General features: G+C 70.8%; 14 protein-coding genes. 7 read left to right on the top strand and 7 right to left on the bottom strand.

What is annotated here, in order from left to right; genetic code table 11:
* Positions 1 to 515: 515 nt before the first annotated feature.
* A complete protein-coding gene (locus tag QFW81_RS09215; protein WP_280578446.1) occupies positions 516 to 2,249 on the bottom strand; it encodes a 3-hydroxybutyrate oligomer hydrolase family protein in 1,734 nt (577 codons plus the stop codon).
* A 256-nt stretch (positions 2,250 to 2,505) separates the two neighbouring features.
* Between QFW81_RS09215 and QFW81_RS09210 the strand changes: the two genes are divergently transcribed.
* The 5 genes from QFW81_RS09210 (at position 2,506) to QFW81_RS09190 (ending at position 9,382) form a co-directional block, all read left to right on the top strand.
* The gene (locus tag QFW81_RS09210) at positions 2,506 to 2,943 is read left to right on the top strand and encodes an NIPSNAP family protein (protein WP_280578445.1); all 438 of its coding nucleotides are present in this window, start codon (positions 2,506 to 2,508) and stop codon (positions 2,941 to 2,943) included.
* A 144-nt stretch (positions 2,944 to 3,087) separates the two neighbouring features.
* Positions 3,088 to 4,173 carry a sensor histidine kinase gene (locus QFW81_RS09205; protein WP_280578444.1) on the top strand — a complete coding sequence of 362 codons (1,086 nt, stop codon included), beginning with the start codon at positions 3,088 to 3,090 and terminating at the stop codon, positions 4,171 to 4,173.
* Positions 4,170 to 5,036 carry a LytR/AlgR family response regulator transcription factor gene (locus QFW81_RS09200; RefSeq protein ID WP_280578443.1) on the top strand — a complete coding sequence of 289 codons (867 nt, stop codon included), beginning with the start codon at positions 4,170 to 4,172 and terminating at the stop codon, positions 5,034 to 5,036. The genes QFW81_RS09205 and QFW81_RS09200 overlap by 4 nt, the downstream gene beginning before the upstream one ends.
* A gap of 133 nt (positions 5,037 to 5,169) precedes the next feature.
* Complete coding sequence (locus QFW81_RS09195; RefSeq protein ID WP_280578442.1) at positions 5,170 to 8,253, top strand: efflux RND transporter permease subunit; 3,084 nt, start codon at positions 5,170 to 5,172, stop codon at positions 8,251 to 8,253.
* Between the two features lie 25 nt (positions 8,254 to 8,278).
* The gene (locus QFW81_RS09190; RefSeq protein WP_280578441.1) at positions 8,279 to 9,382 is read left to right on the top strand and encodes an efflux RND transporter periplasmic adaptor subunit; all 1,104 of its coding nucleotides are present in this window, start codon (positions 8,279 to 8,281) and stop codon (positions 9,380 to 9,382) included.
* Between the two features lie 11 nt (positions 9,383 to 9,393).
* On the opposite strand, the gene QFW81_RS09185 is transcribed toward QFW81_RS09190, so the two are convergent.
* A complete protein-coding gene (locus QFW81_RS09185) occupies positions 9,394 to 9,882 on the bottom strand; it encodes an NUDIX hydrolase (protein WP_280578440.1) in 489 nt (162 codons plus the stop codon).
* Positions 9,883 to 10,126: 244 nt separating this feature from the next.
* Between QFW81_RS09185 and QFW81_RS09180 the strand changes: the two genes are divergently transcribed.
* The gene (locus QFW81_RS09180; RefSeq protein WP_280578439.1) at positions 10,127 to 11,896 is read left to right on the top strand and encodes a DUF1800 domain-containing protein; all 1,770 of its coding nucleotides are present in this window, start codon (positions 10,127 to 10,129) and stop codon (positions 11,894 to 11,896) included.
* Between the two features lie 10 nt (positions 11,897 to 11,906).
* The gene (locus QFW81_RS09175) at positions 11,907 to 13,451 is read left to right on the top strand and encodes a DUF1501 domain-containing protein (protein WP_280578438.1); all 1,545 of its coding nucleotides are present in this window, start codon (positions 11,907 to 11,909) and stop codon (positions 13,449 to 13,451) included.
* Between the two features lie 241 nt (positions 13,452 to 13,692).
* On the opposite strand, the gene pnp is transcribed toward QFW81_RS09175, so the two are convergent.
* The 5 genes from pnp to infB all read right to left on the bottom strand — a co-directional run bounded on the left by pnp (position 13,693) and on the right by infB (position 20,686).
* The gene (pnp, locus tag QFW81_RS09170; protein ID WP_280578437.1) at positions 13,693 to 15,801 is read right to left on the bottom strand and encodes a polyribonucleotide nucleotidyltransferase; all 2,109 of its coding nucleotides are present in this window, start codon (positions 15,799 to 15,801) and stop codon (positions 13,693 to 13,695) included.
* 122 nt (positions 15,802 to 15,923) lie between these two features.
* Entirely contained in the window at positions 15,924 to 16,184 is a 261-nt protein-coding gene (gene rpsO / locus QFW81_RS09165; RefSeq protein ID WP_280578436.1) for a 30S ribosomal protein S15, read from the bottom strand.
* 179 nt (positions 16,185 to 16,363) lie between these two features.
* The gene (gene truB, locus QFW81_RS09160) at positions 16,364 to 17,329 is read right to left on the bottom strand and encodes a tRNA pseudouridine(55) synthase TruB (protein WP_280578435.1); all 966 of its coding nucleotides are present in this window, start codon (positions 17,327 to 17,329) and stop codon (positions 16,364 to 16,366) included.
* Between the two features lie 252 nt (positions 17,330 to 17,581).
* Entirely contained in the window at positions 17,582 to 17,953 is a 372-nt protein-coding gene (rbfA, locus tag QFW81_RS09155; RefSeq protein ID WP_280578434.1) for a 30S ribosome-binding factor RbfA, read from the bottom strand.
* A 126-nt stretch (positions 17,954 to 18,079) separates the two neighbouring features.
* Positions 18,080 to 20,686 carry a translation initiation factor IF-2 gene (gene infB / locus QFW81_RS09150; RefSeq protein WP_280578433.1) on the bottom strand — a complete coding sequence of 869 codons (2,607 nt, stop codon included), beginning with the start codon at positions 20,684 to 20,686 and terminating at the stop codon, positions 18,080 to 18,082.
* Positions 20,687 to 20,761: the final 75 nt, after the last annotated feature.

The following is a 20,761-nucleotide window of genomic DNA, read 5'->3' as shown; positions in this document are numbered from 1 at the left end:
GAGCGCCTCCCCAGGGCCGCGATCGGCCGGTCCGTTTCTCCACTGGAAGCGACCGCTCGGCTCGCCCGGACAAGCGCAATGCGCCCGCGACGCGTCGGCGCCGGGTGGGCACGACGTGTCGATCCAGCAGCACCCGGAGACGATGGACGTATCGCCCGGCTTCACGCCCCGCGCTTCGCCCCGCCAGCCTGCCCTCCACCGCACGCGCGTTGCTCGCGTAGCCCGGATAAGCGCAGCGCATCCGGGGGCGCGACGACGCCGGTAGCTTGCGACGTCGCTCCCGCGCCGAATCATCGGCCGCCGATTGCGACTGATGCAACGGGCTGGCAACCCCGCGCACTTCGACACGGCAGACCTCCTCGGTGCGGGCTGCGAAACAACGCGCGGACCGGTAGACAGGCGACGGTCGGGCGCGATCCCGGATGCGCTGCGCTTATCCGGGCTACGGGTCATGGGCTACGGGTCACGGGCAGCGGATCACGGGCAGCCGGTCACGGGCAGCGGGGCACGACGGCTCAGTCGGGCAGCGCGAGATGGGCGGACTGCAGCGGTACGCCGGCGCCACGCGGGCGTGTCGCGATCACCGCATCCTCCGGCAGCGGGCCACGGCCGTCGAGGTGCGCGTCCACGCGGTCCAGCGCGGCGTGCAGGTAGGGCAGCAGCGGCAGGTAGCGTGCGGCGTAGTCCGGCAGCCCCAGGAACGCGTCGAAATGCTGGACGTGGCGCACCTGCCAGAAGCGCACGTCGCGGCCGGCCGCACGCGCCGCGGCCACGTACGGCGCACTGCTGAAGGCCAGCGGCACGAGGCCGTCGTCGCTGCCGTGCACGATCACCACCGGCAGCCCCGCACGCGGGGGCGCCGCGCGGGTGGCCGCGATGCCGGCGCGGACGCGCCTGGCGTCCTCGCCCGCGCCGTCGTGCAATGCGCGCAGATTCAGCAGCCCCTGCAGCGTCGCATCGCCGGGTGTTCCGCTGACAGCGTCGACCAGATCGACGCCTGCTCCCGGCGGGATGCCACTGGCGTCGCTCCACCAGGCGGCCTGCTCCGCCGGCGTCGCCGCGCGTGGCGAGCCATCGGGCTGCCGGGACGAGAACATGAAACCGCAGGGATGGGCGCCGATGCCGTAGCGCCCGTAGGCCGAGGCATAGCTGGCCGCGACCGCGCGCCACAGGTCGAACCCGGTGGACAGCACCCCTGCGCGGATCGCGCCGTCGGTCCAGCCGCCGGCGATCAGGCGCTCGTACGCCGAGCGCGACTGCGCGGCGGGATCGACCCCGTCGACCAGTCCCGCGGCCTGCAGCGCCCCGCAGCGCAGCCGCCCTGCCGCCTCGAACTGCGCCCGCGGCGGCGGCTGCGACAGCTCGTCGAACTGCCACTGGGCGCCCGGCATCAGCAGCGCCGCCTCGGTGGTGTAGTCGTACAGCGACCGTCCGCCGTGGCCGTCCACATGGACGTTCGGCTCGCCGGCGACCACCGCGTCCAGCCAGTCCCCGTCGAGCTCGGCCGCGCGCAGGACCGCACCGCCGCCGTTCGACAGCCCGACCGCGATCACGCGGGTGTTGTCGAAGGTGAACGGTGCCGCGTGCGGCAGCGCTTCGTCCAGCGACTGCAGCGCGAACTCGGCGGCCTGGCGCACGTGCAGGCCCCAGTCCGCCTCGGGATTGTCCTGCGAATGCGCGTGCTTGACCGCGACCCCGGTGCCCGCCGTCGTCTCCGGCACGAACGCCAGCCCGCGGCTTCCGCCCGCACCCCGCGTGCCGTCGACGTGGACGCCGGTGCCGGAGTCCAGGTCGAAATAGTCCGTGCCAGCGCCCTTGTCGGTATACGCCACCGCGCAGCCCTTCGGCAGGCCCCACGCGCCGGCGACCGCGATCGCCCCGTAGATCCCGCGCGAGCCTGACGAGGCGGACACCACCAGGCAGCGGTGGCTCGCGTCGAATGCATCGGGCAACTGCAGCAGGACCCGGTGCGGCTGCGATGCGCCCGGCAGTGTGGCGTAGCCGTGGAATTCGCGCCCGGGCACGCGGGCCAGGCAGCCGTAGACGTCGCCGAAACCGCCGCCGGGCGAGAGGTCGGCGATGCCGCGCCAGTTGCTCCACAGCGCACGCCGCCGCAGTTCGGCCGCGGTCGGCCGTTGGGGATCGGCGAACGCCGGCGGCGCCATCGCGCGCAGTCCCTCGAGGCCGAGGCCCGCGCTGAGCAGGTCGTCCTGTCCGCGATGTTCGCTGCTGCGCTGCGCGGTGAACACCGGGCCTCCGGGGGCGATCTGGGTGGTCCACCCGCACGGCGCATGCGTCCGGCCGCGTACGCGGACACGCACCGCTTCGCGAGTGCAGGCAGGGTCGACGTGACGGTACGCTCGTACCGGCGCGATGCCACTCCATCCTACTTCGGTCCCTGATCGGCAGGAATCCGCGGTTCTGTGAAGGTCGTCAGGGCTGACCGGGAACCCGGCGCGCACCGCACGCTCCAATGCCAGCGGATACGCACCGGAGACACCGATCATGTCGCATCGCCCACTCCCGCGCCGCCTGCTGGCCGCCTGCCTGCTGCTGCTCCTGCTGCACGCCGCGCCCCTGCTCGCCCGGGAGGCGGGGCCGATCCACCAGCTGCGGGTCTACGAGATCTTCGACGGCACCCGCCAGGCCTTCCACGATCGCTTCCGCGACCATGCGGCGCGGATCATGGCGCGCCACGGCTTCCACATCGTCTCGATATGGGAGAGCCGCGCCGAGGACGGCACGCCACGCTTCGTCTACCTGCTGCAGTGGCCGGACGAGGCGACGATGCGCACACGCTGGGCCGCCTTCATGGCCGACGAAGAATGGTCGCGGATCAAGCGCGAGACCGGACGCGAGCATGGCCGCTTCGTCGGCGGCATCGAGGAGCACGTCCTGCTGCCGACGGACTATTCGCCGCAGGCGGCATTCCGGCGGGATTGATCCCACCGCGGTCGACCCTCCCGCGCGACCGGCTGCAGGCCGCGGCGGCCGCGCACGACGAAGCGTGCGGGATCCGCGCCGGGGCGAATCCACGCCGGCCCGGGCGGCGGTAGCATGGCGCGGTCGCGCCCGGATGCCCCGTCGATGTCGATCGCCCTGCCCCGCACCCTGGAGGCCCCGCGCCAGCAGCTGTTCTGGCTGCTGCACCTGGGCGGATGGGGCGCGTACTTCGCCCAGGGCTACCTGTACGCCGTGGCCCACGGCAAGCCCTCGGGCTACTGGGTGGTGCCGTTCACCGCGGCGACCACCGGGGCGCTGGCGACGCTGGCCCTGCGCTACCTGCTGCGCGCGTGGTGGGGCCTGCCGCCACGGCGCCTGCTCGCGGCGATGGTGGTGCCGGTGCTGGCGAGCTCGGCGATCATCGACTTCGGCACTCGCGCGGTGTTGGTGGACTTCTGCGAGACCTGCAAACCGGCCAACCACATGGCCTTCGTCGCCTATTCGCTCAGCTACATCTACGTGGTGCTGGCGTGGGTCGGCCTGTACCTGGGCATCAGGTACTACCGGCAGTTCCAGAGCGAAACCGAGCGCTCGCTGGCCGCGCGCGGCATCGCCCACCAGGCGCAGCTGAAGATGCTGCGATACCAGCTCAACCCGCATTTCCTGTTCAACACCCTCAACGCGATCTCCACCCTGATCCTCGACCGCGACAACGGCACCGCCAACCGCATGGTGCAGGGACTGTCGGCGTTCCTGCGTCATTCGCTGGACAACGATCCGATGCAGCGCGTCACCCTGCGCCAGGAACTCGACGCGCTCACGCTCTACCTCGACATCGAGAAGGTCCGCTTCGCCGAACGGCTGCGGATCGAGACCGACATCGCCGAGGACTGCTGGCGCGCGCTGCTGCCGAGCCTGCTGCTGCAGCCACTGGTCGAGAACGCGATCAAGTACGCGGTCGCGCGCCAGGTGGCCGGCGGACTGCTGCGCATCAGCGCCCGGCGCGAAGGCACGCAGCTGGTACTGGCCGTGGCCGACGACGGTCCCGGCTGCGATGCGCTGGGCGAAGGCGCGCCGCTTCCGGGCAAGGGCGTGGGCCTGCGCAACACGTGCGAGCGGCTGGCGGTGCTGTACGGCGACGCCGGCACGTGCCACATCCGCCACCTCGAACCCGGCGTGGAGGTCACCCTGCGCCTGCCGTTCGAGACCGCGCCGGGGATCGGCGGATGAGCGCCGTGGACGGCAAGGTGCCCGCCCTCCTCCAGCACGCATCGCCGCGCCTGCGCGCGATGATCGTCGACGACGAGCCGCTGGCGCGGCGCGGGCTGGAGATCCGGCTGCAGGCGCACCCGGACGTGACGATCGTCGGCCAGTACGGAGACGGCGCGTCCGCGATCGCCGCCCTGCGCGTCGACCCGCCCGACCTCGTCTTCCTCGATGTGCAGATGCCGGGGCTGGACGGGTTCGAGACCTTGCGCCGGATCCCCGCCAGCGCGATGCCGCTGGTGGTGTTCGTGACCGCGTACGACCATTACGCGATCCGCGCCTTCGAGGCCTCGGCCGCCGACTACCTGCTCAAGCCGGTCGACGACGGCCGGCTGGCGCAGGCGCTGGCGCGGGTGCGGCAGGTGCGCGCGCAGCGCGCCGCGGACGCGCACTGCGGGCAGCTGCTGGAGCTGCTCGGCGAGCTGAGCGGACAGGCACCGCTGCGGCTGGAGGACGCGCTGCAGCCGGACGCGATCGAGCGCCTGCGGCGCGAGGACCGGCTGGCCGTGCGCGACGGCCATCGCACGGTGCGCGTGGACCTGCGCAGGATCCGCTGGATCGACGCCGCCGGCGACTACATGTGCCTCCACCTGGACGGCGCCGGCGAGACGGGCGAGACCCTGGTCCTGCGCGCCACCATGCGCGAACTCGAACGCCAGCTCGACCCGCGCCGCTTCCCGCGCATCCACCGCTCGACGATCGTCAACGCCGCGCGCGTGGTCGAGCTGCGCCCGCACAGCAACGGCGAGAGCTTCCTGCGCCTGGACTGCGGCCAGGAACTCAAGCTCTCGCGCAGCTATCGCGACAGGCTGCAGGTCTTGCTCTGAGCCGACGCACGCCGCGCCTCGTCGCGACGGCGCCACGCTTCGGCGCAGATCGCGCCGGCGCATGACTTCCGGGCCATCGCCGCTGCAGGAACGCGGCGCATCGTGCGCACCGCCCTTCCCCGCGGACGCACCGATGACGCTCACCGACGCCTCGCTGCGCAACCCCGCCGCCGTCGCGGTTGCGGTGGCCCTGGTGTGCGCGTTCGGCCTGCTCAGCCTCGGCCGCCTGCCGCTGCAGCTGTTCCCGGACATCGAACGCCCGCAGATGTCGGTGCAGAGCGCCTGGCGCGCGGCATCGCCGCAGGAGATGGAATCGGAGATCGTCGAGCCGATCGAGACCGTGCTGCAGGGCCTGCCGGGCCTCGAGGAGATCGCTTCGAACGTCAACGCCGGCAACGCCACGATCAACCTCACCTTCGCCGTCGGCAGCGACATGGACGCGATGCTGGTGGAGGTGCTGGCGCGCATGAACCGGCTGCCGCCGATGCCGCGCGACGCGGTGCCGCCGGTGGTGCGGTCCGGCTCGGACGACGCCAATAACTCGCTCACCTACTTCTTCGTGCAGCAGCTGCCCGGGACCGCCGGACAGATCGTCGACTACCGCCAGTTCATCGAGGACCGCATCGTTCCGCGCCTGACCGCGATCGACGGCGTTGCCGGCGTGGACATCAACGGCGGCACGCCGGAGGAGCTCACCATCACCCTGGACCTGGCGCGCGCCGCCTCGCTGGGCATCGGCGTGCCGGACGTGGCCGCGGCCGCGGCGCGCGCGACCGACGCCTCCGGCGGCGTGGTCGAGGGCGGGCGCCGCGAATACGTGCTGCGCTTCGCCGGGCGCTATTCGCCCGACGCGATGGGCGAACTGATCCTGGCCTGGCGCAACGGCCGGCCGGTGCGACTGGCGGACGTGGCCACGGTGGAGGTGCGACGCCCGGAGCAGCGCTTCTTCGCCTACCAGAACGGCAACCCGGCGATCGGGCTGCGGATCCTGCGCACCCACGATGCCAACGTGCTGGCCACGCTGGGCGAGGTCAAGCGCGTGGTGGCCGAACTGCGCGAACAGGAGTTGCGACCGCTGGGCCTGGACATCGCCCAGAGCTTCGACGCCTCGGTGTTCATCCATCGCGCGATCGGACTGCTCTCGGGGAGCCTGCTGGCCGGGGTGCTGCTTGCGGTCGGCTGCCTGTGGTGGTTCCTGCGCGACCTGCGCGCGACCGCGCTGATCGCCTGTGCGATCCCGATCTGCCTGCTCGCGACCTTCATCGTGCTGCAGCTGACCGGGCGCAGCCTCAACGTGATCTCGCTGGCCGGGCTGGCGTTCGCGGTCGGCATGGTGATGGACGCGGCGGTGGTGGTGGCCGAGAACATCGTGCGCCTGCGCGAGAGCGGCATGCCGGCGACGCGCGCCGCGCTGGAAGGCACACGCCAGGTCGGCGGCGCGCTGTTCGCATCGACCCTCACCACGGTCGCGGTGTTCGTGCCGGTACTCTTCATGCGCGACGTGGAGGGACAGCTGTTCGCCGACCTGGCGCTGACCATCTCGATCGCGGTGGGCCTGTCGCTGCTGGTCGCGGTCACGGTGCTGCCGGCCGCAGCCGGCCGCTGGCTGCGCGCGCCGCAGGACGGCGCCGCGCGCCACCGCGCCTGGTCGCGGATAAGCGACTGGGCGCTGCGCGCCACGCGGACCCGGCGCCAGCAGCTGGCATGGGTCGTTGGACTGGTGGTCGGTCCGGTGCTCGCGACCGCCGTGCTGCTGCCGCAGATCGACTACCTCCCGCCGGTCAAGCGGGCGGCGGTGGATGCGTTCTTCAGCTTTCCGCCCGGCATGAGTCCGGAGCGCGTGAACCGCGAGATCGTGCCGGTGCTGCTGGAACGGATGCGGCCGTACATGGACGGCGAGCGCGCGCCGCAGCTGAGCAACTGGTACGTCAACCTGTGGCCGGGCGCCGGCTCGCTGGGCGCGCGCGTGGCCGACCCGGCCGAGATCGGCAGACTGGAACGCATCGTCCGCGACGAGATCGTGACCGGCCTGCCGGACACCCGCGCCTTCGCCAGCGAGGGCGAGCTGTTCGGCGGCTTCGGCGGCTCGCCGCGCGCGATCGCGATCCATCTGCAGCACGGCGACGGCGATGCGCTCGCAGCCGCGGCGGAAGCGGGCCGCCGGGCATTGTCCACGCATTTCCCCGGCGCGAACGTGCAGGCCTGGCCGAATGCGGATGCCGGCACCCCCGAACTGCGCGTGGCGCCGGACGATCGCCGCCTCGCGGAAGCTGGCTGGCAGCGCAGCGAACTGGCCACGGTGGTGCGCGCGCTCGGCGACGGCCAGTGGCTGGGCGAGTATTTCGACGGCGACCGCCGGCTTGCGATCCTGCTGCGCGGCAACCGCCAGGACGGGCTGCCGCTCGAGGCCGCCCCGCTGGCCACGCCCGCGGCCGGCGTGCTGTCGCTGGGCGAGCTGGCGCGCGTGGACATGGTGCTGGCGCCCAATCAGCTGCGCCGCATCGACCGCCGTCGCACGGTGACGCTCACCGTCGATCCGCCGTCGGCGATGTCGCTGGAGCAGGCGCTGGAGATCGTCGACGGCCGTATCGTGCCGGCCCTGCGGGCGACACTGCCGCCGGACGCCTCGATCCGCGTCGCCGGCAGCGCAGACCGGCTCGACCAGGTGGTCGGCGCCATGGGCGGCAACTTCGCCATGGCGCTGGCGGTGCTGTTCATGCTGCTGGCGGCGATGTTCCGCTCGCTGCGCGACAGCGCCTTCGTCATGGCGACCCTGCCGATGGCGGTGTTCGGTGGCGTGCTGGGCCTGCGCGCGCTCGACCTGGCCGTCGGCCAGACGCTCGACCTGCTGTCGATGATCGGCTTCATCCTGCTGCTGGGGATGGTGATCAACAACGCCATCCTGCTGGTCGCCCAGGCGCGCGAGGCGCAGGCCGCCGGCGCCACGCTCGACGACGCGCTGCGCCAGGCACTCGAACAGCGGCTGCGGCCGATCCTGATCGCCGCACTCACCGGCGTGCTCGGCGCCCTGCCGATGGCGATCAACCCCGGACCCGGCGCGGTGATCTATCGCGGCCTGGCCGCGGTGTCGGTGGGCGGCGTCGCGCTCAGCCTCGTATTCACGGTGGTGCTGGTGCCGGCGCTGATGCGGCTGGCGGATCGCCGCGCGCGGAACACCGTCGACGACGTCCATGGCATCGCCGCCCTGCCCGCGTGACCCGCGCCCGACCCGGAGACTTCACATGCGTCCCCTGACCACATCCCTGTTCGCCGCCGCCCTCGTCGGCACCACTGCCCTCGCGCTGCTGGCACGCGGCACCGGCGCCACCGAAGCCACGCCCGCCGCGGAGCCCGCACCGCCGGCGGTGGTGCAGGTCGCGCCCGCGGTGCGGACCGAATTCGCGCCCCGGCACTGGGCCCCGGGCAGCGTGGTCAGCCGCCGGGATTCAAGAGTCGCCGGCGAGGTGTCCGGACGCGTGCTGCGCATCGCGGAAGTCGGCGACACGGTGCGGGCCGGTGCGCCGCTCGCGGTGCTCGACGACACCGCGGTGCGTCTGGCCGAAGCCGGGCACCTGGCCGCGATCGGGCGCGCGCAGTCGCTGCTGCAGCTGGCCCAGGCGCAGGAGCGTCGCTATGCCGCGCTGTCTGCGCAGCAGGCCATCGCCCGCGCCCAGTACGAGCAGCAACGCGCCGAGCGCGACGTACTTACGCAGGACCTCGCCGGTGCACGCGCCGCGCTCGCGGTCACGCGCCACCAGCGCGAACGGATGGTGGTGCGGGCCCCGTTCGACGGCGTGGTCGCCGAGCGCCTGGTGCAGCCTGGCGAGCACCTGGCGGCCGGGGCGGCGGTGGCGCGCCTGGTCGATCCCGCGGCCCGCGAGGTGCGCGTGCATGCACCGGTCGCGCTGGCGCGTCACTTGGCGCCGGGCGTGCCGGTGCTGGTGCGCAGCGAAGGCGACCTGCGCGATGCGGTGGTGACCGCACTGGTCCCGGTCGGCGATGACAGCTCGCGCCAGCTCGAACTGCGGGTCGCGGTCGAGGAACAGGCCTTCGCCGTCGGCACCGCGGTCACCGTCGGCCTGCCGAGCGCCCGGGCGCGCGCCGTGGTCGCGGTTCCGCGCGATGCGGTCGTGCTGCGCCGCGAAGGCGACTTCGTCGTACGGGTGGACGCAGCCGGCAAGGCCGAGCGGCTGCCCGTGCGGACTGGCGAGGAACTCGACCGGCTGGTCGAAGTGGAGGGCGCGATCGCCCCCGGCGACCGGCTGGTGGTGCGCGGCGCCGAGCGGCTGGAACCGGGCCAGGCACTGCGGATCGAGGCGGGCGCGGAGGCCCTGGCGGTGCGCTGACAGTCCGCGGATCAGATCCGCGTCACCCGCCAGGACTGCATGCGGCCGTCGCGATACGGCATCACGCCGTGGAAGGCGCGCGGATCGTCATCGAACACCAGCGGCAGGAAGTGGCGGTCGCCCTCCCACAGCGGCAGGTCGAGCACGCGCCCGACCTCCACCCATTCCAGCGTGCCCTCGGCATTGGCCGTGAACGGATCGCCCGAGTAGCGCGTGACCACGAACAGGAAGCCCAGCCAGTCTTCGCCCTGGCGGCCGAAACCGGGCCAGCTGATCGTGCCGCGCAGCTGCAGTTCGTCGCAGTCGATGCCCGCCTCCTCGCGGATCTCGCGGCGCATGCCGGACACCACGTCCTCGTCGGCCTCGAGCTTGCCGCCCAGGCCGTTGTACTTGCCTAGGTGCTGGTCGCCCGGACGCGCGTTGCGATGGATCATCAGCACCCGGCGCCGGTCGGGCGAAAGCACGTAGCCGAGCGTGGCGGCGATGGGCGTGTACGGCATGGGCGGTCCGTGCGACGGCGGGGCCGCGCATGGTACCGGAGCGCCACCAGTCAGCCGGGAGGACACTCCGGTCAGGCATACGCCCGGAACGGGTTCCGATCCCGACCCGGGCGACCCGGCGCCTCCCTCCGGTGTCCCGGCGGATTGACGTGAACCGGGCAAGCGCGGATTGTGGGCGCAGTCACAGCCTTGGGCACCCGGTGCCCGATACGCTGCGGCCAGGGGACCCCTTCAGGACATCGCCATGACGCCAGGCCTTTCACAGGCGGAGCGCGCACTGCTCGAGCGTGCGCACCGCCAGCGGTACCAGCTTGCCCGCGCCCCCCGTTTCCAGCCCGCCCCTGCGACGACATCCTCCCGGACGATGGCCGGGCCGGCTGCCGAGAAGTCGTCCCGCCGCCGCCTGCTCACGCTGGCCAAGCCACCGTTCGCGGTACGCGTACTCAACAACATGAGTTATGGCGCCACGCCGGCGTCAATCGCCGAGCTCAACGCGCTGGGCAGCAGCGATGCGGCGCGGCTGACCGCCTGGGTCGACCGCCAGCTCAACCCTTCCGCGATCGACGATTCCGCGGTCGCCACCCGCCTGGCGAACGCAGGCTACACCACGCTCGGCAAGACCCTCGCCCAGCAGTGGTCCGAGCACGTGCGCGCCGACGTGGAGTGGGCGGTGCGCATGCGCCCGGGCTGGGAAGTGCAGCGCGAGGCCATGGTGCGTGCCGTGTTTTCGAAGCGTCAGCTGTTCGAGGTGACCACCGCGTTCTGGCACGACCATTTCAACGTCATGCTCGGCGACTACGACACCTGCCCGGTCTACGGCCACTACGACCGCGACGTGATCCGCGCCAACGCCTTCGGCAACTTCCGCAAGATGCTCGAGGCCGTGGCCAGGAGCACGGCGATGCAGATCTACCTCGACAACCGTTCCAACCGCCGTTCCGGGCCGAACGAGAATTTCGCCCGCGAGCTGCTGGAACTGCACACCTTCGGCGCCGAGAACTACCTCGGCTTCATGGATCCGTTCGAGGTGCCGCCCTGCCCAGAGGACCGCAACTACCCGATCGGCTACACCGACATCGACGTCTACGAGACGGCGGCGGCGTTCACCGGCTGGACGATCAACAACAACCACTGGGAATTCACCCACGCCAGCAAGGACGACGGCGCGTTCTACTACCACGCCGACTGGCACGATTCGGGACCGAAGTTCGTGCTCGGCACCTTCATCTATCCCGAACGGCCGGCACTGCAGGACGGGCGCGACATCCTCGACCGCATCGCCAGCCATCCGCGGGTGGCGAAGTTCATCTGCCGCAAGCTGGCGCGCCGCTTCATCGCCGACGAGCCGCCGCAGGCGCTGGTCGACAGTGCCGCGGCCGTGTTCCGCACCAACTGGCAGCACCCCGAGCAGATCAAGCGTACGCTCCGGCACATCCTGCTCTCCGACGAGGCACAGCACGGCTGGGGCCGCAAGACGCGGCGCCCGTTCGAGGCCGTGGCCGCCTCGCTGCGTGCGCTCGGCTGCGAGTGGACCTACACCTTCGACGAGAACCGCAGCAACGACCTGAACTGGCGCATGGGCTTCACCGGCCACCAGCCCTACGACTGGCCTGCGCCGAACGGTTATCCCGACGTCGCGACCGCCTGGTCCGGCGCAAGTACCTTCGGCATGACCTGGAAGCTGCTCAACTGGCTGACCGAGACCAACAACGTCGCCGGCGACGGCAAGCTGCTGCCGATCCTCGACCTCACCCGCGCCGGCGTGCCCGCCAGCCAGTGGACCGCGAACCGTCTGGTCGAATTCTGGTGCCGCCGGATCCTGGGCTACATGCCCAAGTCGCAGCGCGTGTCGGCGCTGCGCGCCTTCCTGGCCCAGAACGGCGATCCGGCGACCTACGTCATCGAGGACACCAATGCGTGGGCGCAGGGCGACCTCAAGCGGCACTACAACCAAGAGCGGATCCGCAGCATGGTGTCGCTGATCCTGATGTCCCCCGAATTCCTGAGCCGTTGAGGACGAGACCATGAGCAGGATCGAACTCGATCGCCGTGAATTCCTGAAGGGCTGCTGCGCGACGGCCGCCGTCGGTGCGGCCGGTCCCGCGCTGTTCTTCGCCAGCCCGGCCGAAGCGGCGGTCAACAGCTACGACACGATCGTCCACGTATTCCTGCGTGGAGGCATCGACGGACTCAACCTCGTGCTGCCCGTGTCGGGCAACGACCGCAGCTTCTACGAGGAAGCCCGGCCCGACCTCCGGGTGCCGCTCAGCGGCGATAATGCAGCCCTGCCGCTCACGCTGGCCAACGGCAGCGCGACCGGATTCGGCCTGCACGCGGCCGCCACCGGCCTGCGCGACGTCTGGGTCGACGGCAAGCTCGCGGTCGTGCACTGCTGCGGCATGCAGACCACGGTCACGCGCAGCCATTTCGATGCCCAGCAATACCTCGACTTCGGCACCCCGGGCAACAAGGGCAACGGCACCGGATGGGTCGCGCGTGCATGGGGCACCCAACCCGGTGCGTCGTCTTCGACGATCATGCCTGCGTTGGCGGTCAACAGCCGCATGCCTGCCAACCTGCTCGGCGCCACCCAAGCGCTGACCATGGGCAGTCCGACCGACTTCGAGCTGAACTCCGGGTCCTGGGCCTGGCAACGCGCGCGGGACGGCTCGCCGACCGGCTACAAGGGGGTCAACGAGACGCTGGCCAGCATGTGGCAGGGCAATGTCGGCCTCGAGCACAGCGGCCGGGCTGCGGAAGGAGCGCTGCGTACGGTCGCGCAGCAGCCCTACACGTCCACCCTGCCCGCCTCCTGGCCCACCTCGACCTTCGCCCGTCAGCTGTGGACGGTGGCGCAGTCGATCCGCTTCAACCTCGGGCTGCGCTACGCCGCGGTCGACCTCGGCGGCTGGGACACGCACGAGGGCCAGGGCAACGGTGGCGGTGGCTATTTCCACGGCCGCGTCGGCGAACTGTCGCAGGCCCTGGCGGCGTTCTATGGTGAGCTCAAGGCGACTGGCGAGATGGCCAGGGTCACTGTGGTGGTGCAGTCCGAGTTCGGCCGCCGCGTGCGCGAGAACGGCAGTGGCGGCACCGACCATGGCTACGGCAATCCGCTGCTGGTTCTGGGTGGCCCGGTCGCGGGCCGACGCTTCTACGGCAACTGGCCCGGGCTCAACCCGGAAATCCTCTCGCCGTATTTCGGCGACGTGCCGGTGACCACCGACTTCCGGCGCGTATTCACCGAGCTGCTGCAGTCGCGCATGGGCCATACCCGCACCGCCGACGTGTTCCCGGGCTATACGGGCTACAGTCCGCTCGGCATGTTCGCGGCCGCCGGCGCTGCGGCCGCGGCCCCGGAACCCGCGCGGCAGATGTCGCAGCCGGCGCTGCGCAACCTGCGCACCACGGCGCCGTCCGCGTCGCAGAACACTGGCGGCAGCGTTCCGATGGCCGCCGGCCCGATCCGCCATCGCCGCGGCACCGTGCGCATGCCCAGCCGCCTCTCGCAGCCCCTGCTGCGGTTGCGCCTGAAGCTGTTCCGGCTGATGCAGCAACATCGGCTGTAGCGGCACCTTCAGGGGCGGGCCGCCCGCCCCTGTCCCGACCCGCGTGCGGTCCTCTTCAGTCGCCACTCCCGCGGCGTCATGACCCGGCCCGGCGGACACCGATGCATGCCACTTCGATGGGCCCGCTCGGGGCACGACGGCTCTGCGACGCGGGCGGGTCGGGACCGGTGACCGGAATCCGCAGACAAAAAAAGAGCGGGCCGGAGCCCGCTCTCTTCTTTCAGCGAATGACCGTCGTGCCTCAGTCGGCCGGGGTGCCCTCGCCTTCCTCGATGGCCTTCATCGACAGGCGGATGCGGCCCTGCTTGTCGACTTCCAGCACCTTGACCTTCACCACGTCGCCCTCCTTGAGCACGTCGCTGACCTTCTCGACGCGGTCGTTGGAGATCTGCGACACGTGCACCAGCCCGTCCTTTCCGGGCGAGATGGTCACGAACGCGCCGAAGTCCATGATCTTGGCGACCTTGCCCTCGTAGATCCGGCCCGGCTCGACGTCTGAGGTGATCTGCTCGATCCGGTCCTTGGCGGCCTGGCCGGCGACGGCGTTGACCGACGCGATGGTGATCGTGCCGTCGTCCTGGATGTCGATCTGGGTGCCGGTCTCCTTGGTGATCGCCTGGATCACCGAGCCGCCCTTGCCGATCACTTCGCGGATCTTGTCGGGGTGGATCTTGATCGTGATCAGGCGCGGCGCGAACTCGCTCAGTTCGGCGCGCGGCGCGGTCAGCGCATTGGCCATTTCCTTGAGGATGTGCAGTCGGCCCTGCTTGGCCTGGGCCAGCGCGACCTTCATGATCTCCTCGGTGATGCCCTGGATCTTGATGTCCATCTGCAGGGCGGAGATGCCGTTCTCGGTACCGGCGACCTTGAAGTCCATGTCGCCGAGGTGATCCTCGTCGCCGAGGATGTCGGACAGCACGACGAACTCGTCGCCTTCCTTCACCAGGCCCATCGCGATGCCGGCCACCGGCGCCTTGATCGGCACGCCCGCGTCCATCAGCGCCAGCGACGAACCGCACACCGACGCCATCGACGAGGAGCCGTTGGACTCGGTGATCTCGGAGACCACGCGGATCGTGTACGGGAACTCCTCCATCGTCGGCATCACGGCGAGCACGCCGCGCTTGGCGAGGCGGCCATGGCCGATCTCGCGGCGCTTCGGGCCCATCATGCGGCCGGCTTCACCCACCGAGTACGGGGGGAAGTTGTAGTGGAACAGGAAGTGCTCCTTGTACTCGCCGGCGACCGCATCGATGATCTGGCCGTCGCGGGCGGTGCCCAGCGTGACCGCGACGATCGCCTGGGTCTCGCCGCGGGTGAACAGCGACGAGCCGTGCACGCGCGGCAGGATGCCGACCTTCGAGGCGATCGGGCGCACCGTGTCCAGCGCGCGGCCGTCGATGCGGACCTTGGTCTTGAGGACCGAGTCGCGCATCGTCTGGTATTCCTGCTCGCCGAACTCCTTCGACAGCTCGCCGGTGGACCAGGCGTTGGCCTCGGCCTGCGGGCTCAGCGCGTCGATGATCGCCTTCTTCACCTTGGAGATGGCGTCGCGGCGTTCGAGCTTGTCGCGCACCTGGAAGGCGCTGGCGAGCTGCTCGCCGACCGCGGTGCGGATCGCCGACACCAGGCTTTCGTTCGCGGCGGGCGGCTGCCACTCCCACTTCGGCTTGCCGGCTTCGGCGACCAGCTCGTTGATCGCGGAGATCGCGACCTGCATGTGCTGGTGGCCGAACATCACCGCGCCCAGCATCACGTCTTCCGACAGCTCCCTGGCTTCGGACTCGACCATCAGCACCGCGTTGGCGGTACCGGCGACGACCAGTTCCAGGTCCGACTCCTTCAGCTCGCTGACGGTCGGGTTGAGCAGGTACTGGCCGCCCTTGTAACCGACCTTCGCGGCGCCGATCGGGCCGTCGAACGGCGCGCCCGACAGCGACAGCGCGGCGGAAGCGCCGACCAGGGCGAGGATGTCACCGTCGATTTCCGGGTTCATCGACATCACCGTGGCGATGATCTGGACCTCGTTGCGGAAACCGTCCGGGAACAGCGGCCGGATCGGACGATCGATCAGACGCGAGATCAGCGTTTCCTTCTCGGTCTGGCGCCCTTCCCGCTTGAAGAAGCCGCCCGGGATGCGGCCACCGGCGTAGAACTTCTCCTGGTAATCCACGGTGAGCGGGAAGAAATCCTGCCCTTCGCGCGCGGTCTTGTTGGCCACGGCGCTGACGAGCAGCACGGTGCCCTCGCACGACACCATCACCGCACCGCCGGCCTGGCGCGCGATCTCTCCGGTCTCGAGGGTGACGGTGTGGTTGCCGTACTGGAAGCTCTTGGTCACTTTTGCCACTTGGAATTCCTTGATGACTCTTTCGATGGACCGGCCGGGACCCATGCCCCGGTCGGGCGGCCGCGTCCACCACGGCCAAAAAAGAACCGCGGCGCATCACTGCGCCGCGGTGGTATCCGGACTTAGCGTCGCAGACCGAGCTTCTCGATCAGCGCCTTGTAGCGGTTGGCGTCCTTGCGGTGCAGGTAGTCGAGCAGGCTGCGCCGGCGGTTGACCATCTGCAGCAGGCCGCGCCGGCTGTGGTGATCCTTCTTGTGGGTCTTGAAGTGCTCGGTCAGGTGCACGATTCGCGCGGTGAGCAGGGCCACCTGGACTTCCGGCGAGCCGGTGTCGTTGGCGCCGCGCGCGTGTTCTTCGATGATCTTGCTGTTGTCGATCGACATGGAGTGCCTCGTAGTCGCGAAACCGGCAGAGGCGGCGCGGCGTCGTGGACGCCCGCGGCGCACCGCTTGGTTCGTCATGGATGGACGGGACGCCGCCGCGTGGCGACGTTCCCGGGGTCGTTCGGAAGTGCTTGAAAAAAGCCGCGAAATTGTATCGGCTCCGGGCGCCGCGGACAAGCTCAGCCTGCAGCCGGCGCCGGCGCGCAGGCCCAGCTGAACAACCGTTGCGGGCGCAGGCGCCCGTCCTCCACCTGCCCCAGCCCGAGCGCGCGGCCGCCGGGGCCGTACACGGCGACGCTGCCGGGTGGATGGAACGGCCCGTCCACCGCCTGCCCGCGGCCCAGGCGGTGGGCCTGGGCCGCGTCCAGGTCCACGGGAGGCCAGGAGGCCATGCCGTGTTCCAGCGGCAGCAGACAAGCGAGCAGGCTGCGCTCGCCCCGCCCGGCGAGCGCGTTCAGTTCTTCGAGTGTCCACATCCGCGGCTCCCTGAACGGGTCCACCCACAGCCGGCGCAGTTCGGCCACGTGCGCGCCGCAGCCGAGCGCTTCGCCCAGATCGCGCACCAGGGCGCGCACGTAGGTACCGGAGCCGCACTCGACGTGCAGGCGCAACTGGGGTGGAACGCCCTGCAGGTCGTCGAGCAGGTCCGCGGCGGACTGCAGTTCGAACGCGTGCACGTCGACCGGGCGCTCGTCCACCTCGACCACCTCTCCCCGCCGCGCCTTCGCGTACAGCGGCTCGCCCCCGCGCTTGAGCGCCGAGTAGATCGGCGGCCGCTGCAGGATGTGGCCGGTGAGGGCGCGCAGCGCAGCGTCGATCGCAGGGATACGCAGCGCAGGCACCGGTCGTTCGCGCAGCGGCTGGCCCTCGGCGTCGTCGGTATCGGTGACGATGCCGAGGCGGGCGACGGTGTCGTAGGCCTTGCGCGCGCCCAGCAGGCCGCCGGCGATCTTGGTCGCCTCGCCGAAACAGACCGGCAACAGACCGGTCGCCAGCGGATCGAGGCTGCCGGTGTGTCCGGCCTTCTCGGCGCGGAACAGATGGCGCACGCGCTGCAGCGCCTGGTTCGAGCTCAGGCCCCGCGGCTTGTCGAGCAACAGGAGGCCATCGAGCTTCCTGAACTTCGTGCGTGGGCGGGCGGTCATCGTCGTTATTGTAGGGTGGGTCCCGGCCGGTCGCAGGCGCGAGCGATCCGTGGGCATCGAGGCAGACGATGGCGTGGCGCGCAGCGCGTGCCGACGGCCGCGCCGCACGCCCGAATGGCAATGCGGGCGCTGGCCGGGGTACTGGAGGACACGAACGGGCGACCGCGTCCGGCACGACGGTCCATACACCCTGTTGCGGAACGGCGTGACCGGTGCACGAGGCGGCCGCGTCGCCGCGGCTCGAGGCCGGTCCTACTTGGGCGTGTCGTCGCCGCCCACATCGGGCAGGTCGCGCAGCAGCTGGTCGATGCGTTCGCCGCGGTCGACCGAGTCGTCGTAGTGGAAGTGCAACTCGGGCACATGGCGCAACTTGATCGCGCGTGCCAGGCGGAAGCGGATCTCGTGCGCCACCGCCTTCAGGCCCTTCATCGCCTCCACGGCCCGTTCGGGCTGCAGCGCGGTCACGAACACCTTGGCGTGGGCCATGTCGCGCGTGACCTCCACGTCCGACACGCTCACCGAAGGCAACCCGTGTTCGGCCACCGCCTCGCGCACGAGGGTACCCAGCTCCCTGCGCAGCTGGGCGGACACGCGGTCGGTACGATGGAAGGACTTGGTCGGCACGGGGTCGGTTACTCGGGGAGGGGGCGTCGGTGGGCGGGAGTCGGCGAGCGGCGGCGCCGGGGCCGGGGTCCGGAACCCGCGGCCCCGCCTCGGCGGATCGCGGATCCCGCACCGGCCATCGCGGCCCTACAGCGTGCGCTGCACCTCGATCCGCTCGAAGCACTCGATCTGGTCGCCCGGCTGCACGTCGTTGTAGGCCTTCACCGCGATGCCGCACTCGGTGCCGCTGCGCACCTCGTCGACGTTCTCCTTGAAGCGGCGCAGCGATTCCAGTTCGCCCTCGAACACCACCGTGTTGTCGCGCAGCACGCGGATCGGCTTGGAGCGCTTGACCACGCCCTCCACCACCATGCTGCCGGCGACGGCGCCGAACTTCGAACTGCGGAACACGTCGCGGACCTCGGCGATGCCGATGATCTCCTCGCGGATCTCCACGCCCAGCAGGCCGGACGCCACCTGCTTCACCTGGTCGATCACGTCGTAGATGATCGAGAAGTAGCGCAGGTCCAGGCTGCTGTTCTCGATGATCCGGCGCGCGGACGCGTCGGCGCGCACGTTGAAGCCGATGATCGTGGCTTTCGCGGTCGCCGCGGCGTTGGCATCGGATTCGGTGATGCCGCCCACGCCCGAGACGATCACGTTGATCCGGATCTGGTCGTTGGACAGGGCGGTCAGCGCCTGGCGCAGCGCTTCCACCGAACCCTGCACGTCGGCCTTGATGACCAGGTTGAGCTGCTGCTGGGCCTCACCCTGACCCATCTGGGCCATGATGTCCTCCATGCGGTTGCCGGCGGCCTGCACCAGCCGCATTTCGCGACGCTTGGCCTCGCGCTGCTGCGCGACTTCCTTGGCCAGGCGCTCGTCCTCGACCACCACGAAGTCGTCGCCCGCGTCGGGCACGCCCGACAGGCCCAGGACCTGCACCGGGATCGACGGCCCGGCGGACGGCACCTGCGATCCGGTTTCGTCGAACAGCGCACGCACGCGGCCGAATTGCACGCCGCACACCAGGTAGTCGCCCTTCTCCAGCAGGCCCTGCTGAACGAGTACGGTCGCGACCGGGCCGCGGCCCTTGTCCAGCGAGGACTCGATCACGGTGCCGCTGGCGCGGCCTTCGACCACCGCCCGCAGTTCGAGCACCTCGGCCTGCAGCGAGATCGCATCGAGCAGTTCGTCGACGCCATCGCCGGTCTTGGCCGAGAGTTCGACCATCTGCGTGTCGCCGCCGAACGATTCGGCGACGATGTCGTGCGCGAGCAGCTCGTTCTTGATCCGCTCCGGATCGGCGCCGGACTTGTCGACCTTGTTGATCGCCACGATCAGCGGCACCTTGGCCGCCTTCGCGTGCTGGATCGCCTCGATCGTCTGCGGCATCACGCCATCGTCGGCCGCGACCACCAGGATCACGATGTCGGTCAGCTTCGCCCCGCGCGCGCGCATCGAGGTGAACGCGGCGTGGCCCGGGGTATCGAGAAAGCTGATGACGCCCTTGCCGGTCTCGACGTGATACGCACCGATGTGCTGGGTGATGCCGCCCGCCTCGCCCGAGGCGACCTTGGTGCGGCGGATGTAGTCCAGCAGCGAGGTCTTGCCGTGGTCGACGTGACCCATGATCGTGACCACCGGCGGCCGGGCGACCTTGTCGCCCTGCATCTGCTCGGCATGCGCCAGCAGTTCCGACTCGGCATCGTCGCTGTCGGCGACCACGGCGCGGTGACCGAGTTCCTCGACCACCAGTACAGCGGTGTCGTGGTCGATCGACTGGGTGATGGTCGCCATGACGCCCATCTTGAACAGCGCCTTGACCACGTCGCCGCCCTTGAGCGCGAGCTTCTGCGCGAGGTCTGCCACGGTGATCGCCTCGCCGATCGCGACCTCGCGCACCACCGGCGCGGTCGGACGCTCGAACCCGTGCGGGCCGGCGCCACTGCGCGACTGCTCGACGTGGCGACGCGACTTGGGCTTGCCGCGCGTGCTGCTGCGGCGCGCGCGCTCGGAGGCCGACAGGTGCAGCTGGCCGGCGAAGCGCGCGGTGCTGTCGTCGTCCTCAACCCCGGCCACCATCACGTGCGAACCGCGGTTGCCCTTGTGCTTCGGGCCCAGTCCCCGATCCTCGCTGCGCGGAGCAGCCGGCTTCGGATGGCCGTGTCCGTGGCCGTGACCGGCCACCTTGCGCGCGGCGGCCTCGTCCTCCGGCGGCGCCGCGGCGGCGAGCGCCGCCTCCTGGCGCGCGCGTTCGGCCTCGGCTTCGGCCTGCAGCTTGCGCTCGGCAGCCTCGTCGGCGCGGCGCTTGTCCTCTTCGGCCAGGCGCTGCTGCTCGGACAGGTTGCGCAGGCGCGATTCCTCGAGCTTGCGCAGGATCTCGGCCTGCTCGTCGTTCACCGGGCCCTGGGGTGCCGCGGCGCGCTCGGCTTCGCTCGGCTTGACCAGGGTCACCTTCTTGCGCACGACGACGTCGACCGTGGCGCGGTTCTTGCCGCCGCCGACAGTGATTTCCTGCTTGCGCGTGCGGTTGAGCGTGATCTTCTTGGGCGCGTCCGGATCTTCGGCCGGCTTCTCCGCCTTGCCGTGGGTCCGGCGCAGGAAGCCGAGCAGCTTGACCTTCTCGGTGCTGGTGACGACCTGGTCGGGGTCGCTGAATGCCATGCCCGCTTCGGACAACTGCTCGAGCAGCTTCTCCACCGGCGTGTTGACCAGGGCGGCAAGCTTGCGGATGGTGGTTTGTTGCGACATTCGGATCCTATGCTCTGTGTGGCGCCCCCTCGCGCAGAGCAAGGGAAGCGCTGATTCTAAGCCCTGAGCGGCGCA

This window comes from Luteimonas kalidii, from assembly GCF_029887935.1.
Lineage (GTDB): Bacteria > Pseudomonadota > Gammaproteobacteria > Xanthomonadales > Xanthomonadaceae > Luteimonas > Luteimonas kalidii.
This window is presented reverse-complemented; position numbering and strand designations above follow the sequence as displayed.